This is a genomic window from Dechloromonas sp. H13, from assembly GCF_009469615.1.
In the GTDB taxonomy this organism is placed as follows: domain Bacteria; phylum Pseudomonadota; class Gammaproteobacteria; order Burkholderiales; family Rhodocyclaceae; genus Azonexus.
In genome coordinates this window covers 95,437-111,213 of record NZ_SSXX01000008.1, presented here as the reverse complement: position 1 = coordinate 111,213, position 15,777 = coordinate 95,437, and the positions used below count along the sequence as shown (strand labels likewise).

Genomic DNA, 15,777 nt, shown 5'->3' with positions numbered 1-15,777 from the left:
TTTCCTGGTGACCGGTCCCGACATACAGTGGCGTCACCTACTACTGGAGGAATAAACCACCATGCGCACTGAAGCACGTGTTATCGACCTTAGCAAAACCGAATATGGCACGTATGCGGCGCCCGACACCAACCGTGTCATTCGCAATACCTACCAACTACTCGCCCTGTCGACCGCTGTCGCCGGCGTAGGCGCAGGTATTAGCATGCTGGCCGGCTTTGGCCCGCTGGCCGGCATTGTGTTCACGCTGCTCGGCCTGGTGCCGTTGCTCTACCTGAACAAGAATCGAAATACGGCGGCGGCCGTGCCGACCATGCTGACCTTTACGGCCCTCAGCGGTCTGGGCCTCGGTCCGACACTATCCCACTACATCAACTTGCCGGGTGGCAGCAGCACGGTATTGACCGCAGCCGTCATTACGACGGCAGTCACCTTGGCGCTGACGACTTATGTTCATAAGACAGGTAAGGATTTCTCCCGTATGGGTGGCTTCCTGTTTGCCGGCCTGATTGTTGTCATCCTGGCCAGCATCGCTGCAATGTTCGTCCCAGCCATGCAGGCCGGCGTATCGGCGGTTGCGGCGCTCCTGTTCTCTGGCTTCATCCTCTTCGACACCAGTCGTCTGGTGCGCGGCGAAGAAACCAACTATGTAATGGCCGCGGTCAGCATGTACCTGAATGTGCTGAACCTGTTCCTGTCGGTGCTGCAACTACTTGGATTCTCCAGCAACGACTAACGTAGTCCGCCAACGGTAGGTGTCAGAACGGCTCGCCAAGTGGCGGGCCGTTTTCTTTCCTGGCAGTAGACTTTTTAATCCGGAGGAGTAATCTGGAATCGAAGCCTGACGGGCAGTTGGTCAGGTCCTTCAGGAACAACGCGATTGGAGGCAGCATGACTGAAAATCCGCCGCAGTTCGACAAGATGACCGAGTAATACCTAACGGCGATAAACCGGTCGCCTTGGCCTTGAGTGCCAAGGTTCAAGATTTACCAAGCCCATGTTCAGCGACATGGGCTTCATGCTTTATAGGCTAGCCAGTCCCTACCAATAACCGGGACGTTTGGGTTCTGGTGCGTCTAGTATCGGGTCGCTGACCTGAATGAGTGGGTCCAGCCAATCGGCTTTAGCGCGAGTCCAGGCGAGCCACTCCACGTATTCTGAGGATAGTTCGCCTGCTAACTTGGCCTGAGCCTCAACCGCATCGGCAAACGCACGTAAGCGCATGGCTCGCTCCCAATCTGTCGCCCTGGCCTCGACCTCCTTGAAGCGTTCAACTTCATCTGCACGTCGCTTGGTTAGAAACTCATAGCGCTCCACAGCTCGCCGGTGCGCCTCTTTGCGTCGCGCCTCTTCAACCTCTTTGGCGTGCGTTTCCTGGGCAAGGGCTACGATGCCACCAACAACCTCTCCGAGGCGTTTTTCGAGTTGGGTTTTTGGGGTGTCCTTCCAGTTTCGTGATGGCCATCGGCCTATCTGAATGGTGAGAGTTCCTGTTGGGGTGTAGTCATACATCGGCACATGCGGAAAACTCACCGAGTTATCCCAACGCGAGCGCTCCCAGTAGCGTTTTCGGGCACGCTCTTCTGCCGGAGTAATTTCGTGACGCGTTCGTCGTATGTATTCGGTCAGCGCGAACTCCAACCTGGTTCCGGTTTCGATGTATTTCAGGGTGGTTGCCCCCCGCTCGCCATCGACCTCCACATCAAAGCCGCGCTGGATAAGCGCTTTTATCAGGGCATCCGTAATTCCGAGTGCTCGGTCGAGTGCATCTCGCGTCACTGCAAGATGCAGCACTTCTTTAGGGGCTGAGCGAAGCAACGTGTCTGGTGGCCAACCATCCCGTTGTTTCAGACGCTTGGCAGCGGCACGAACCAACGGGTGGGTAGCGAATGGTTGTGATTCTTCCGGAGGCGGCAAAGGCGGCGTTTCTTTGCGAATCTTGGCGGCCGATTGTCTGGCTGCCTGGCGTACAGCGGCCTTTTCCGGAGGCAGCTTGACCAAGCCAGTTGGCACCGGCCCTGGGGGTTTGAGTTTAGGGAGCGGTGCGCGCGCCATCACGCGCCCCGCCTTCACCTTTGCCCAGTAGCCGCGGCTCGGTAGGGGGATGGCCAAGGCTCGGCAAATTTTCGCGAGCCCTACGTCCGAGAGGCCATAGCGTGGCGCTACTACCGTTACGGGGTCCGTCCAAACCTCGTTGTAGAGGGTTTCACGGTCAACCGGCTTGTCCGTCTTCTCCATCACTCGATTCCTTCCAGATACATCAAGCCAATCCGCATAAAATAATCGCATAGGCCTTTTTAGAATCATTGTCGTGACAGAAGAAAAACTCCTCCTGCTCATTGAGCGAACCGCTGCGTTTCATGAGCGGGTTCAACAACACGTACAGACCCTCACTCCTTACCCTGAGATACGGTTCATCACGGCTTTTCAATCCGGGCTGCTGTCGCTGGAACATGCGGTCAGTGCGCTGCTTCTGTTCGAACAAGGGTTGTTTTCTTCGGCGATTGCATTGACCCGCCCGCAGTTTGAAAGCCTAGTGCGCGGAATCTGGTTGCTCCACGCAGCAAGCGAGAACTGGGTTACAAAGCTATCCGAACCCCTAACCATGGAGTCGGCGAAACGCGCAAATGAGGGAGAGAGCTTGGCAGAGATGCTTAAGCAGTTGGAAGCCAACCCTAATGCGCCGGCAGGTATCGTCGCTCAGTTACGGGAATTCAAAGAGGTCGCCTGGAAGGCCATGAGCAGCTACACCCATGGTGGTTTGCATCCCTTATCCCGAACGATGAGCGGATACCCGGCTCAGTTGATTTACGATGTCATCCGGAATGGCAATGCTGTGGTTGCAATCAGCGCTCAGTTATTAGCGATTCTCTCGGGCAATCCACAGAACATGGTCTCGGTCCGTCAGATGCACACGGACTTTATGGACATCCTGCCCATCGTCAATCACCAGTGACTTAGTTCTGCGCGGGCAAAAGTGGGGCAATCTCGGCAAGGTTGCGCAGGACAATTTGTTGAACTCTAGGGGCTTTCCCCTCTGCACTGTCCAAGCCCAAGTTCCTAACAACGTAAAGCAGCAGCGCTCGTTTGCATTCAAAGCGTAGCTCGCCATTGACCATTCCATAGTCCAGTTCAATAACCCGCTGATGTGCATCGGGCAATCCAGGATTTGGCGCTAATACGAGGGTAACCAAGGTCTCCCACTCCTGGTCGATGGGCGGCACCTTTGGTGACTGCTGCTCATTTCCGAGCGAGAGAATCCGGGCAATAACAAAGTCCCGAAATCCGTTCTCTTGGTGACAATAAACCCGAACATGCCAGCGGTGCCCATCGAACCCCAGTGCTCTAGGGGAAACGAGGCGTTTTTTTGGAATCGGACTCGTCATCGACTGATAAGTCATCTCCAGGGCCTGGCATCGCCGTATAGCCCCTAATAACGTAATCAAGGTATCAGCCTGCAAGGTTCGGGCTGGAGTCGGTGCAACGGCAACCGATGGTAGCCACCCGGAAAAGCTGACGCCTTGGTCCAATATGCCATATGCTTGCATCAGCAAGTCATTGAGGTATTTCTGTGGCTGACTGGAGGGGAAAATCGGTTGGAAATCTCGGGTTGCGACGTAGCTTCGCTCGCTACGGTCGTAGACCGCATTCAGGGGCGCCATCTCTAGGTAGCGAGCAATGTCGAGGGAGGCTTGTGGTGTCGATATTCCGAAGAAATCGGAGATGTCGCCCCGGTTCAATCGACCGTCCCATCGTAAGCGAAAGTCGATGAACTCAAGCCGTTTCTCAGGCCCCCAGCGGGTAGGCAACTCCGGTTCTGCGCGTTGATTGGCCATCTGTTTCATGCCGACCACTGTAGCACACGTATAAAAACTTTACGCACGGCGATTTTGAACGTATAGTTTTTATACGTTCATCTATTTTGGATAGGACAATGCTCAATACGAACCACGATGTCAGGTGCCACCGATGAAAGCACAGCGTGCTTCAGCGGCTCTGCTTGCCCTACGTAGCCGACCTTTATGGCGATTACTGGCTGCTGACAAGGCCCCCCTGGTTATGGGATTGATGCAATGCCTGCTGCTAGAACAGGAGAAAACTCTTTCCAGCTCGATTTTCCACGAACGTCTATCGCGAGAAATCGATACGCTCCGCGCCTACGGTCATGACCTACCGCAGACACCGCAAGCCTACGTTGCAGACTGGATTGGTGAAGGCTGGCTCAGCCGGCGATTTCCAGCGGGGGCAAGCGAAGAAGAGTTCGAACTGACCTCGGAAGCGACAAGCGCCTTACGCTTTTTAAATGGCTTGTTGAAGCCCCGGACCGCAGCCACTGAAAGCCGTTTAGCGACGGTCATACAGCAGCTAACTCGTCTGGCCGACGAGACAGATGCCAATCCAGAAACGAGACGAGCCACGCTCATCGCCGAGCGAGAACGTATCGATGCCGAACTTCGGGCATTGGAACGAGAAGGCGTCAAGACACTCCCCGAAGAGCGTGCGCTCGAACGTGTCCGCGAAATCATTGCCCTCGCCGAAGAATTGGCCGCAGATTTCCGCAACGTACGTGACGAGTTCGACAAGCTGAATCGAGGGCTCCGCCAAAGTTTAATGGAGAGCGACGGTAGCCGAGGAGAGGTTCTGGAAGCGCTGTTCGCCGGCGTGGACCTGATTGCCCAGAGTGAGCATGGAAAAACTTTTAACGCCTTCTGGCGCCTGCTGACGGATGGTGAGCAAGCTGCGACGCTGATGGAGTCCCTAGAATCTGTCACCTCCCGCACGTTTGCGCGCGGCCTGGAATTGAAGGAACGACGCTTCCTGCAAAACCTGACGGGAACCTTGATGGCCGAAGGCGGCAATGTGCATGAAGTCGTCCAGCAATTTGCCCGTAGCCTCAAAACCTTCGTGCAGAGCCGTGAGTTCCAAGAACAGCGACGTCTGCACAGTCTATTGCGCGAAGCGCAACAGGCAGCTCTTCTGGCACGTGACGCCATTCGCCCGAACTCGCTGCTCGATTATTCACTGTCGCTAACCAGCAGTCGCCTCCGCTCGGTGAGCCAGTGGGAGCTTCACGACCCGAGCCTGAATGTTGCCGATACCGCCATGCCAGAAGCAGAACCCTCGGAACTAGGACTTGAGGTCGTTGAGGAGCTGGTACGCCAGTCTGAAATCGATTTCCGTACCCTGCGCCAACATCTCAGAGAAGCGCTTTCCGAACAATCACAAATCACTGTTGGCCAGTTGCTGGAGAAGTTTCCCGCTGAACAAGGTTTTGGCAGTGTCGTTGGCTACGTTGCGTTAGGTGCCAAGCACGGAGACGTCACTAGCGAGACCGAGCTTGTCTCGTGGCTCGGCAGCGATGAAAAACAACGGAAGGCCAAGGTACCGGCCATCTATTTTGTCAGGGAGAGCATGCTTGAACTATTCAACGAATGACAGTTGTTCCAGTGAAGCGCTTCGGCCGGACGAAACAATTGACCAAGCGCAGAGCAACGTAGAGGCGGACGCTGCCGTGTTCCCCGGCGATAGGGGAATGCTTCCCCTCGAAACACGTCGGGTAATTGTTCAGCTTCTGCTCGGCCCTGCAGTTGACGGGCGACGCCAGGCCAACCTTTGGGCAACCCTCCTCCGCGATGAAGTAGCCATCCGCGAGCGCCTGCATGAGCTTTTTCTCGAGTTGGTGATTGACCCAGACCAGAAGGTGGCATTTACGCGCCAGGTGGTGGCCGACGACATCGAAATTCCCATCTTGCTGCGGCGGGCGAATCTCACCTTTATGGAATCGGTACTCATCCTTTTTCTCCGCCAGCGGCTCATACAAGCGAATACCGATGGCGACCGTGCTGTGGTCTCTTGGTTGGAGATGATTGAGCACCTCAGTGTCTATGAGCGTACTGGCAATGTCGACCATGCGCGTTTCGATAAGCAATGCCAAAGCGCCATTGAAAAGGCCAAGAAGCTCAACTTTCTTCAGAAACTCCGCGGTGCAGATGACCGGTTCGAGGTATCACCGACGCTGAAACTACTTTTCCCCGCCGAGGAAATTCAAGCGCTCACGCGCACCTATCAGGACATCCAGCAGCGCGGACTTTCTCACCACGCAAATAGCCCGCTGGAAGGCGATGACGATGAGCAAAGTTTGGGAGATGAGCATGAATAGAGAGCCTCAGAGCACCTTCGACTTCTTTGCTGAGGGCCCTGCTGACATCAACCAGTTTCGCCTAGACCAAATTCAGTTATTCAACTGGGGCACTTTTAACGGCATCGTCGATTTCTCGATTCCCCGCAGCGGTTATGCATTTCTCGGGCCGTCTGGCTCCGGAAAGTCGACGGCTTTGGACGCCCATTCGGCCATTTTGACCCCACCAAAATGGGTGGACTTCAACGTAGCAGCTCGTCAGGATGAGCGCCACGGCAAGGACCGAAACCTCATCACCTATGTCCGGGGGGCGTGGTCCCAGCAAACAGGAGATGCGGGTGAATACGTCTCACAATACCTGCGGCCGGAAACCACTTGGTCAGCCATTGCCGAGACCTATCGCGACGGAACAGGTCGTGTCGTTGTTCTCGCCCAAGTCTTTTGGATTCGCGGTAGGAGTAGCTCGCTCGGTGATGTGCACAAGCGTTATTTGATACTCCAGCGCCCATTCGACGTTCGGGAGCTACAGTTTTTCGCGGACCACAATTTCGAGGTACGCCGTTTCAAATTCGACCTACCTGATGCCACGGTTAAGGAGGAATTCAGCAGCTATCAGGAACGCTTTCGGCAACTCCTCGATATTGATAACGAGCGTGCGCTCCGCCTGCTGCACAAGACGCAATCCGCCAAGAATCTTGGAGACCTCAACACCTTCCTCCGCGATTTCATGCTCGATGCCCCCGAGACGTTCGAGTTGGCCGAAAACCTGGTGTCACAGTTCCAGGAACTCAATGAAGCGCACAAAGCCGTTGTCGAAGCACGTCGGCAGATTGAAACCCTCAAGCCTGCCCAAGCGGAATCCTTCCTGCTCGAAGCGACCCAGCGCTCCAGAACTGAGCTAGAAGCCCTCTCATTGGCCATCGACGCCTATGCGGAGCGAGAAAAAAAGCGCCTTTTGACGACTGCTATCCATGAGCAGGAAGTGGCTATCGAAGGGCTGCAAGCCCAGGCAGAAGAGCAAGAGAGTGCAACACGCAATGCATTTGAGACCCTACAGGGATTGCAACAGAAGCGCCTTGATTCAGGAGGCGGCCGCATCGAGCAATTGAATCGCGACATCAAGGAAGCAGAGTCGCAACGCGATGCACGCATTGGTAAACGCAGCCAAGCAGAAACAGCTTGCCAGGGTATCGGTTGGCCCTATCCCAATACCGCCACTGAATTCACGGAACGAACCGATGAGGCTCGCCAAGAACTTTTGGGCGCAAAAGACAGGCGAGCAGAGCAGGTCGAGAAAACCGTTGAACTGCGAGACCAACTCAAAACTTGCGAACGTAACTTTACTGAGACGCGCCAGGAAATTGCGGCGATGGAGAAGCATCCATCCAATATCCCATCCCGCCTTCTGGGCATCCGGGAGCACATGGCAAAAACCTTGGAGATTCCTGAGGAAAAACTGCCCTATGCCGGTGAACTCATTGAAGTGAAGGAAGAGGAGCATGAATGGCAAGGCGCTATTGAACGTGTGCTCGGCGGATTTGCCCGCTCCCTCTTGGTTCCGGACAAGCACTACGCCGCTGTCGCGGCTTATCTCAATGAGCACAACATTGGGGAACGACTGACTTACTTGCGGGTGATTGAACGCGGCACGGAGATGCGCTCGGTTGGAGCGAACTCAATCGTCAGCAAACTGAAATTTGCCCGAGGACCACTCACGGAGTGGCTGCGTGAAGAGCTGAAAGCGCACTTCAATTACGAGTGTGTCGAGAACCTACAGGCGTTTCGTAATGCAACACGCGCCGTCACCAAAGAGGGACAGGTCAAGCACAACACAATTCGCCACGAGAAAGACGACCGGCGCCGCATTGATGACCAAACCCAGTGGGTGCTGGGTTTCGATAACAAGGCAAAACGAACGCTATACGAGCGTCGTGCCCTGGAGTTGGCCACTGAGCACGAAAAGCTTCGCAAAGAACTGGAAGCGCATCAAACGCGCAGTGAAACCACAGAGCAGCGGCTATTGCACTGCCAAACCCTGGCCAATCTTCAATGGAGCGAGGTAGACGTTACCTCGATGCTGACCCGCATCACCAGTCTGCAAGGGCAACTCAAGACGGAACTTGAGGCGCATCCCGACTTGGCTGCGTTAGACGAGAAAATCAAAAAGCAAGCGGAGCTACACGAAGCAGCCCAAAGCAAACAAACCGAGTATGCAGCAAGCATCCTTGCGAAAGATTTAGAGCTAAAAAAACTGAATGCCAGCATGAGCGCATTGCGATTTGAGCTTCTGGCATTCTCAATCGCCCCGCCACAAATGGAAGCGCTCAATCAGCGCTTTGGTGAAGCCAGCAGAGCATTGACCCTGACAAACCTAGCCAATGCCGCATTGCAAGTCGTGAGAGGTATCAATAACGAGCTCCAAGGCCTTGGCCAGCAAATTAACAATCATGTCCGAGCTATTGAGGAGCGCTTCCAGCGGTTTGTTTCTACCTGGCCAGCCGAGGCTGGCGGCCTCGACCCCACCATCGCCAGTGCCGATGACTTCTTCGCCAAACTGCGGCGCCTTGAACAAGATGGGCTTCCAGAATTCGAGGAACGCTTCCTGCGCCTATTGCGAGAGCAGAGCGACCAAAACCTGACTCGCCTGTCCACCCAACTCGACCAGGAGCGAAAGGCCATCCGCGACCGTATGGATGTAGTCAATGACAGCTTGGAAAGCGCACCATTCGGGCCCGGCACCCATTTGGTGATTGATACACACGACCGGATGTTGAAGGATGTGCTCGACTTCAAACAAAGCCTGAAGGATGCGCTAAGCCACTCCTTTAGCCAGGACAAGGAAGCGGCAGAGTCTCGCTTCTCTGTACTCAATGAATTGGTCAAGAAGCTGTCGAGCCAAGAAACGGCCGACCGTAACTGGCGCGCTCTGGTCCTCGATGTGCGGCAGCATGTGGAATTTGTTGCCCGCGAACTTGATGCCTCCGGCCTCGAGATTGAGGTCTACCGCAGCGGAGCAGGCAAGTCAGGAGGCCAGCGCCAGAAATTGGCTGCAACGTGCCTGGCAGCTGCACTGCGCTATCAGCTGGGCAGTCATGGCCGTGAATTGCCGACCTTCTCAACCGTTGTGCTGGATGAGGCCTTTGACAAAGCCGATGCCGAATTCACCGCCATGGCGATGAACATTTTCAAGACCTTCGGCTTCCAGATGATTGTCGCCACCCCTCTGAAATCGGTGATGACCCTCGAGCCCTTTATTGGTGGTGCCTGCTTCATCCATATCAAGGACCGGAAATACTCAGCTGCAATCCCGATTGAATACGATGAAGAAAGCCAACGCCTGAAGTTGAAACCGGAGGATGGCAATGGCCAAGAAGCTGCTGCTGCCTAAAGATGTCATCGAATGGCTTACCCGCCGATACACCAACCAGCACAAAGCTTGGTTGTTAGGAGAAGGCCAATGGCCGATAACCGTCAATCTCGGCATCCCAACAGAAACCGATGCCACTCAGGATATTGGCGGAGTAAGGCATTGGGTTGAAGCCTGGAGCGACTGGCACGGTCCTACCAAGCTGTCTTGGGTATCCCGACAATGGTCCCGCTTAGGTAACCAAAATTTGCCGGCCAGTTTGGAAATCGCCGCACCCACTGACGTTGCATCCCTCATTGGTCAAGGTAAGCGCTGGAGAACGGCCGCTGAGCGTTACCAGCGCTTTGTAGACCGCTGGCCACAGCTCGCAGCCCACGCTGTCCTGGGGCGACATTTCGGTGTATTGGCCGATTATGTCGAAACTGATTTCGTGCGCTTATTTTCAATGCTCGACTGGTTGGAGAAAAATCCCTCCTCGGGATTGGCACCCCGACAACTGCCTGTTGCCGGCCTCGATACCAAATGGCTTGAAAAGAGGGCCGGCGTTGTAACCGACGTGCTGAGAAGTATTCGCGCCATCGATGATGTGGCCGATTTCTACTCAATATGTGGTTTGAAACGGCCCGTGCCCAGAATACGCGCCCGAATTCTTTGCCCGGAGTTGCGTAGCATGCTCGGTGGGCTGAAAGATATTGAAGCCCCTGTAACGGAGTTAAGCGAGCTAGCCATCGCCCCCAAGCGCGCCATCATTGTTGAAAATCTGGAAACCGGGTTGGCCCTACCGGATATTCCAGACACGGTAGCGTTCATGCGCCTTGGCAACGCGGTAAGCCTGTTGTCGGGCCTAACCTGGTTACAGAAGTGTTCAACGCTCTACTGGGGCGACATCGATACGCACGGTTTTGTCATCCTCAATCGTGCACGCAGCTATTTCCCTAATCTTCTGTCGGTCATGATGGATTCGGCTACATTGCTGGCCTACCAAGACTTATGGGTTGAAGAGAGCGCCCCGTCTGCTGAAACAGAACTTTCCTTACTGACGCCAACTGAGCGCGATGCTTTTGAAGGGTTACGTACAGGTAGATGGGATAGCAATATCCGGCTTGAGCAAGAACGGATTTGCTGGCCAGATGCGATGAAAAACATCGCGGAGAGCGAGGTGTTTTCTGGGGTTGAGTTTTCACAGCCTGTCTGAGCCTAAGCAATATAACAGCCGAAAACCCGGCTGTTGGAACCAGCAGACATTCTCTCCCGGTATGGCTTAACCATAGCGGAGAGGTGTCGCGACCGCGAATCCAGGGGTTAAGCCTGCTACGCTCAAGTGAAACGACACACAGCGGTATTCATGTAGGCATCGCTCCTGAAGCGTTGCGCTGGGTTTGTGCTTTGCATGCCCCCTTGGCGGTATGAAACTTATCGTCATCGGCGTTGGCTACGTTCTACTTGGCTGATGGTCTCAGTCAAGGGAATTGGCATCGCATTCCACAGGCTGCATGAGGGCTGCCAGGGCTGTTGTCTGACGGCATACCAATGCGCCTTGCCAGTTAGAGTAAGCGCTGCCCACTGACGAGCGACCTGACCAGCCACCTGGTTGCCAGAAGCGGGTTGCTCACCGGAAAGACGTTGAACCCATGTTCAGGGTCCTGACGTTCACGCTGCTTTGCGACGTTGTGAGGCGCACACCCAGAGAGATGCTGGCGGGGGTGGGTGATTAAAGGATTAAGGATTACGGGGGTGGATACCCCTGAAAACGCCTTGCCGGCTGGGGAGATTTTGTTGGCAGGGGCGCCATGGCGTGTTTTGAGGCCAAGCGAAATGTGGGGCCACGACAAGCAGCGTGTGTTTCGACGCCAAGTAAAACGTGTTTTTAGGCAGCGTTGAACCCATTCTGGGTACGGTCTGTCGTTCGTCATGCCTCTCCAGCGCGCTATACCGATTCATGTGGGGCCCCATTGGGTCCCAGTGGAGAAGACACATGAAAACCAAAATCGAAAAACCTGGCGACCGGCATCGTGCCGGCTCGGTCCAGATGAAAGTCTGGGTTCCGGATGACCTGAAGAACGAATTTGCCTCGCTTTGCGCGGTGCAAGGCCTCTGTGCATCGGTCGTTCTTCGCGGTCTCCTGGCCGCCTACGTTGAACGCGCATCAGGAGCCCGACATGGTCAAGCGGCGCAGCGCTGAGCAGATTGCCGCACTTCAGGCCCAAGCTGCGGCTACGCGATGCGCCGCGGAATCGGCAGCGGACGTCCTGACCCAAGACCTTATCTGCGCGGCCGCCGCTACGCTCGAATCTGTTGCACGCAGTCAGCTGCGGCAGATGGCTGCCGCGGAGGAACCCGTCCTGGTGCTCCCCGACAACGCTTCAGTCACTGAGGTGCGGCAGGCCAGGCAGCGTCGGGCAGTTCGGCGCGGCGACGATGTTTACCTGCCTACTTGGCGGGAAGCGACGGTGGGTATCCCGAATACCTTGCTGCGCTCCTCCTTGTTCGGTGCTTCCGAGGTGACCGACAAGCCGTTGATGAACGTCGAGATAAGCGTACAGGGCGATACGTCCCTGACACTGACGGGGCACCCCTTGGGTGATTACGACCGACGTGTTTTTGCTGCCTGTCTGAACTACTACCGTGACGAGCGGCCCCTCTGCCCAGGAGGAGAATTGCGCTGGGTGAGCGTGACTTTTTGGCAACTGGCCCGTGACCTGAATGTGTCCTACTGCGCCAATACCCACCGGGCCATCCGAGACAGCCTCATTCGGCTCAATGCTGCCCACCTGCGTATCCGGGTAAAGCGGGTGGACATCCCGATGCCGCGCTTATTGGATGTCTTATTCGATGACGGCTACCAAGGCCGAGATACGCCAGAGCGATTGTTGAAGGGCAGCGACCTTATTTCGTTTCGCGTGCTGGACTCGATGGCTAGGCTTTTTGGGCCAGAAAACTGGAGTGCGGTCAGCCACACTGCGCTGCACGAATACTCAGGCCTGCCGGCCTGGTTGGCGAGCTACTACAGCACGCATGCGAAGCCGTACCCGGTGAAAGTTGAAGACCTTTTCAAGTGGAGCGGTGTGGTCTGCGAACTCCGCGAGTTTCGCCGACGGCTGAAGCGAGCCCTGGCGCGGCTACAGCGGGATGACGTGTCAGACAGCGAGAGGGTGGCGGCATTTGAGCTCACGTATACACACCTCACGGTCGAGCTTTTGAGATGGCAGATGACCTAACGGGAGTCGTCGGTGGTAACACCAGTAGGTGAGCAGGCTAGTTTCAAAGCGCAAACTAGCCTGGCTTAGCAAATACAAAAACGCAGACTACTTTTTCCGGTCGAAGCAATGCTCCCGATGCCATGCCAAATACGCTTGGTGGCGTTCAGTCAGGCCAATGATGGCTTCGGCCCCTGTGAGCACCAGCCGGGTGCGACTAGCGGCATCCAGGGCATCGGAAATTCTTATTTGTCCAGAATCCATGAAGGTCACCCATCCGCCATCGAACAACGCATCAAGGTGAGGCGCCAACAGCAAGCCGTTGAATACATCAAGCCGCTCGGCGTCGGAGGCGCAGTCTGCCCAGGGTTTGATATGGGAGGCGCGGAGAAGCCCAGGTACAGCAAGCCCACTGACCGCGCATCGCTGCCCCCAGTAAGCAAGCAACGAAGCGCGGAAAATATCCTGCCCCACCCGCTGTACAACGAGTCGAGTCGCTTCCGTCGTATCCGGTGGGTGGCGGCGGCTTTCCTCGAAGGCTCTTAACCCTTCGCCTGCCAGCACACGGCTCACCGCAGCAATACGACCGAACAAACGATGCAGCGTCGGATAATCCTGAATGTTATTAAGGTACACCGCCCACGGTGGACTGGCATCGGCTGCTACCGCTGTGAACTCGGTTGCAACCCGGCGAGCCAGGCCAGCATCACTGACTGCGACACGGTACCCCGCAATCTCAGAGGCAACCCCTACTGTGCCCGGGAAAGCCGTCGACCGAAAAACAAGCCAATCTCGCTCCACGGCTGGAGAAAGGTCAAAACCCGCGTCCTGCGCAGCTTTTTCCAGTCGAGTTCGCTCAAGGGAGCCCAGCGGAGCCGCATCGTAATCGTCCGATGCCCCCCAATATTGGGCATACCAGCGGAGCAAAGCCCGAAGTGCCGATTCATCGGCAACAAGACAGGAAGACTGATTCGGCGGAGCAATGCGTGAATCAGCTTGCTTGATGCGAGAGCCACTGTAATCGTCATCACAAGGTGAAACCCCGGCTATATCGGGTACCTTGCACTTCTCCAGCAGGATTCTTGTCTGTTGGGACGGGTTCGGCTCCTTGGCAGCGTACATGTCACCAACTATCAATGCAAACTGGCGTCCGCCTGGCCCGCCAATTTCAAACAGGTGGGCCTTGCTACGTTCAGCCTGGTCGCAAGAATGAATCGACAATTCCTCTGACAGCTCAGTCGTGATGATTTCGAGGGCTCTCTCGCTCGGAAGCTTTGCGGCAATACTCATGCACCGCTGCTCCCAGTCAGTTTTTCGTAGCCCTGCCTAATAACTTGAGCAATCAGCGGACGCCTTGCCACCAGGAAACCCTGATAACTCATGTCTTGCCAGCCTTCTGGCAGCGCATGCCAGTGCATCATTTCCTGCAGTTCTACATCCGAGAACCGGTTTGCGTACTTCGGCCAGTATTCCTTCGGTGGAATGTCAGAAATTGCGATGTTATCGTCCCACTCAACCAGCGCGTAGTTGGCAATCTGGTTGGTGTCGCGCAACTCGGTGGTGCCAATCTTGTGGAGGTAGCGCTTCGGAAAAAGGTGATGACGCTCCAGTGGCTTCTTGTTGCCGATGGCGGGCGGGTCGAGCAAATCGGCCACCTTGCCTTTGGAAAACAAGGCCTTTGCCTCACACAATACCAAGGCAGCGTAGTAAGCAAACAAGCTGGGGCCACGGCTAGCCGAGGTTGAAAGCTCCATCGGTAGCGTTTTAGCCCAGTAGTCATCAGTCAACGTGGCCTGCTCTACATCCTGGAGTGCCTTTACAAAAGCCGCCGGGTCGTTCCCATCAGGTAACAGCTTCAAGTCGGTTTCGTAGCGCGACTCCGGTGAACTGGTGTATCGCCCTGTCAGCAGGGACATGTAGAGCCATCTGGCAATTGTCTGTTTCAGCGTATAGGGCTCGACCTTGAATTCAGTCCGGCCTATCAAGAACAGCTGGTAGGCAAAAATCAGGGCTCCTTCAGAACTGACATAGCGGAGATGCCGATACCCCGCTGCCCGCACTACATTCAGGAAGTCGGCCCAGTGGGTCAAGTTCAAAACTTTGGCTTGAGCCTCTTTCAGCTCCCCGAACTGGGCGTCCCGTCGAGCAGGACTGAAATCACCAGTGCGCAAGTCCTTGCCACGAAGAATGGAGTAAACGTGCTCCAACCTGCCCCGACGGAAAGCTACTCCGACATTCACGCGAAGCAATTGGTCCGGTTCTGGTTGGAAAATGGGATTGAACGGGCTTGCGCCCCCACCTTGCAACGGTTTGCGAGTGCCGATACTGAAGTGTTCCAGGTCCGTTCGCCCTTGGTCCCAGAAAACCGACATCAGCGTCAGAATAAAATCCGACTGGTTGAGCTTCTTCCCTTCACTATTGATGCGAACGAAGACATCAGCGACCTGCTCCTCACTGGCAGTTTGGGTTAGCTCCAGTGCGACAAAGGGGTAATTGGTCAGCCCGGCTAGGCGACCAATCGCTTCGGCAATTTTTTCCTCTTCATCGTCGGTCAATGCACCGCCGTCGGCTGCACGAGCCTCCCCAACGCGTTTGATGTACTCGTTTATGGTCTTGTGGGTCGGTCGATTGAAAACTTCCGAGATGTCAGCGATGAACTCTGGCTTTTTCTCCGTGGTCGCGTCTGGGACGGCGAACTCGCCCTTGAGCGGATTGAAGGCAATCCGGATGAATTCATGCTCAAAGTTGTCACGCAGAACCGCTTCCTTCCGAACGACCGCGTACAGCGAGGTCAAGCGCTGCTGTCCGTCAACAATGAGCAACGACGGTGCTTTTTGCTTTGCATCCTGGCCGATGACCTTGGTCGTTACATCTTCCGCCCCCGTCTGCCAAAACAGGAAGTACCCAACCGGGTAGCCCTTGTACATGGAGTCAAATAGGTCGCGGACCTTGGCATTTGGCCAGACAAAAGGGCGCTGGATGTCAGGCAGACCGATACGCCCCAGGCCGATGTCGTGAATTAGACCACCGAGCGTGTAATGGACTTCTTTGAAGAGAGTATCTGTCATAGCTAT

At 55.6% G+C, this 15,777-nt stretch carries 12 protein-coding genes; 8 read left to right on the top strand and 4 right to left on the bottom strand.

The genetic code is table 11. The annotated features are described in order from the left end of the window. Positions 1 to 61: 61 nt before the first annotated feature. The gene (locus tag GH660_RS15665; RefSeq protein ID WP_153147622.1) at positions 62 to 736 is read left to right on the top strand and encodes a Bax inhibitor-1 family protein; all 675 of its coding nucleotides are present in this window, start codon (positions 62 to 64) and stop codon (positions 734 to 736) included. A gap of 305 nt (positions 737 to 1,041) precedes the next feature. Here the strand turns inward: GH660_RS15665 and GH660_RS18055 are convergent, their stop codons facing one another. Next, positions 1,042 to 2,238 (bottom strand): hypothetical protein, encoded by a 1,197-nt coding sequence (locus GH660_RS18055; protein WP_228276529.1) that lies wholly within the window; start codon positions 2,236 to 2,238, stop codon positions 1,042 to 1,044. Between the two features lie 73 nt (positions 2,239 to 2,311). On the opposite strand from GH660_RS18055, the gene GH660_RS15655 reads away from it, so the two are divergent. Then, entirely contained in the window at positions 2,312 to 2,956 is a 645-nt protein-coding gene (locus GH660_RS15655) for a hypothetical protein (protein ID WP_153147621.1), read from the top strand. A 1-nt stretch (position 2,957) separates the two neighbouring features. Here the strand turns inward: GH660_RS15655 and GH660_RS15650 are convergent, their stop codons facing one another. Beyond that, positions 2,958 to 3,845: a WYL domain-containing protein gene (locus tag GH660_RS15650; RefSeq protein ID WP_153147620.1), complete on the bottom strand. Its 888-nt coding sequence runs from the start codon at positions 3,843 to 3,845 to the stop codon at positions 2,958 to 2,960. Between the two features lie 124 nt (positions 3,846 to 3,969). On the opposite strand from GH660_RS15650, the gene GH660_RS15645 reads away from it, so the two are divergent. The 6 genes from GH660_RS15645 (at position 3,970) to trfA (ending at position 12,724) form a co-directional block, all read left to right on the top strand. After that, positions 3,970 to 5,436 (top strand): DUF3375 domain-containing protein, encoded by a 1,467-nt coding sequence (locus GH660_RS15645; protein ID WP_153147619.1) that lies wholly within the window; start codon positions 3,970 to 3,972, stop codon positions 5,434 to 5,436. Further along, complete coding sequence (locus tag GH660_RS15640) at positions 5,417 to 6,160, top strand: DUF4194 domain-containing protein (RefSeq protein ID WP_228276528.1); 744 nt, start codon at positions 5,417 to 5,419, stop codon at positions 6,158 to 6,160. Before GH660_RS15645 ends, GH660_RS15640 begins: the two co-directional genes overlap by 20 nt. Next, entirely contained in the window at positions 6,129 to 9,527 is a 3,399-nt protein-coding gene (locus tag GH660_RS15635; RefSeq protein ID WP_228276527.1) for an ATP-binding protein, read from the top strand. The genes GH660_RS15640 and GH660_RS15635 overlap by 32 nt, the downstream gene beginning before the upstream one ends. Further along, positions 9,502 to 10,701: a Wadjet anti-phage system protein JetD domain-containing protein gene (locus tag GH660_RS15630; protein ID WP_153147617.1), complete on the top strand. Its 1,200-nt coding sequence runs from the start codon at positions 9,502 to 9,504 to the stop codon at positions 10,699 to 10,701. The genes GH660_RS15635 and GH660_RS15630 overlap by 26 nt, the downstream gene beginning before the upstream one ends. Positions 10,702 to 11,481: 780 nt before the next feature. Next, positions 11,482 to 11,688 carry a hypothetical protein gene (locus GH660_RS15625; RefSeq protein WP_153147616.1) on the top strand — a complete coding sequence of 69 codons (207 nt, stop codon included), beginning with the start codon at positions 11,482 to 11,484 and terminating at the stop codon, positions 11,686 to 11,688. Beyond that, entirely contained in the window at positions 11,666 to 12,724 is a 1,059-nt protein-coding gene (gene trfA, locus GH660_RS15620) for a plasmid replication initiator TrfA (RefSeq protein WP_153147615.1), read from the top strand. The genes GH660_RS15625 and trfA overlap by 23 nt, the downstream gene beginning before the upstream one ends. Before the next feature lie 87 nt (positions 12,725 to 12,811). Here trfA and GH660_RS15615 read toward each other — a convergent pair whose 3' ends face one another. Both GH660_RS15615 and GH660_RS15610 read right to left on the bottom strand, forming a co-directional pair. Next, entirely contained in the window at positions 12,812 to 13,993 is a 1,182-nt protein-coding gene (locus GH660_RS15615; protein ID WP_153147614.1) for an HNH endonuclease, read from the bottom strand. Next, on the bottom strand, positions 13,990 to 15,771 hold the full coding sequence (locus tag GH660_RS15610; RefSeq protein WP_153147613.1) for a DUF262 domain-containing protein: 1,782 nt from the start codon (positions 15,769 to 15,771) through the stop codon (positions 13,990 to 13,992). The genes GH660_RS15615 and GH660_RS15610 overlap by 4 nt, the downstream gene beginning before the upstream one ends. Positions 15,772 to 15,777: the final 6 nt, after the last annotated feature.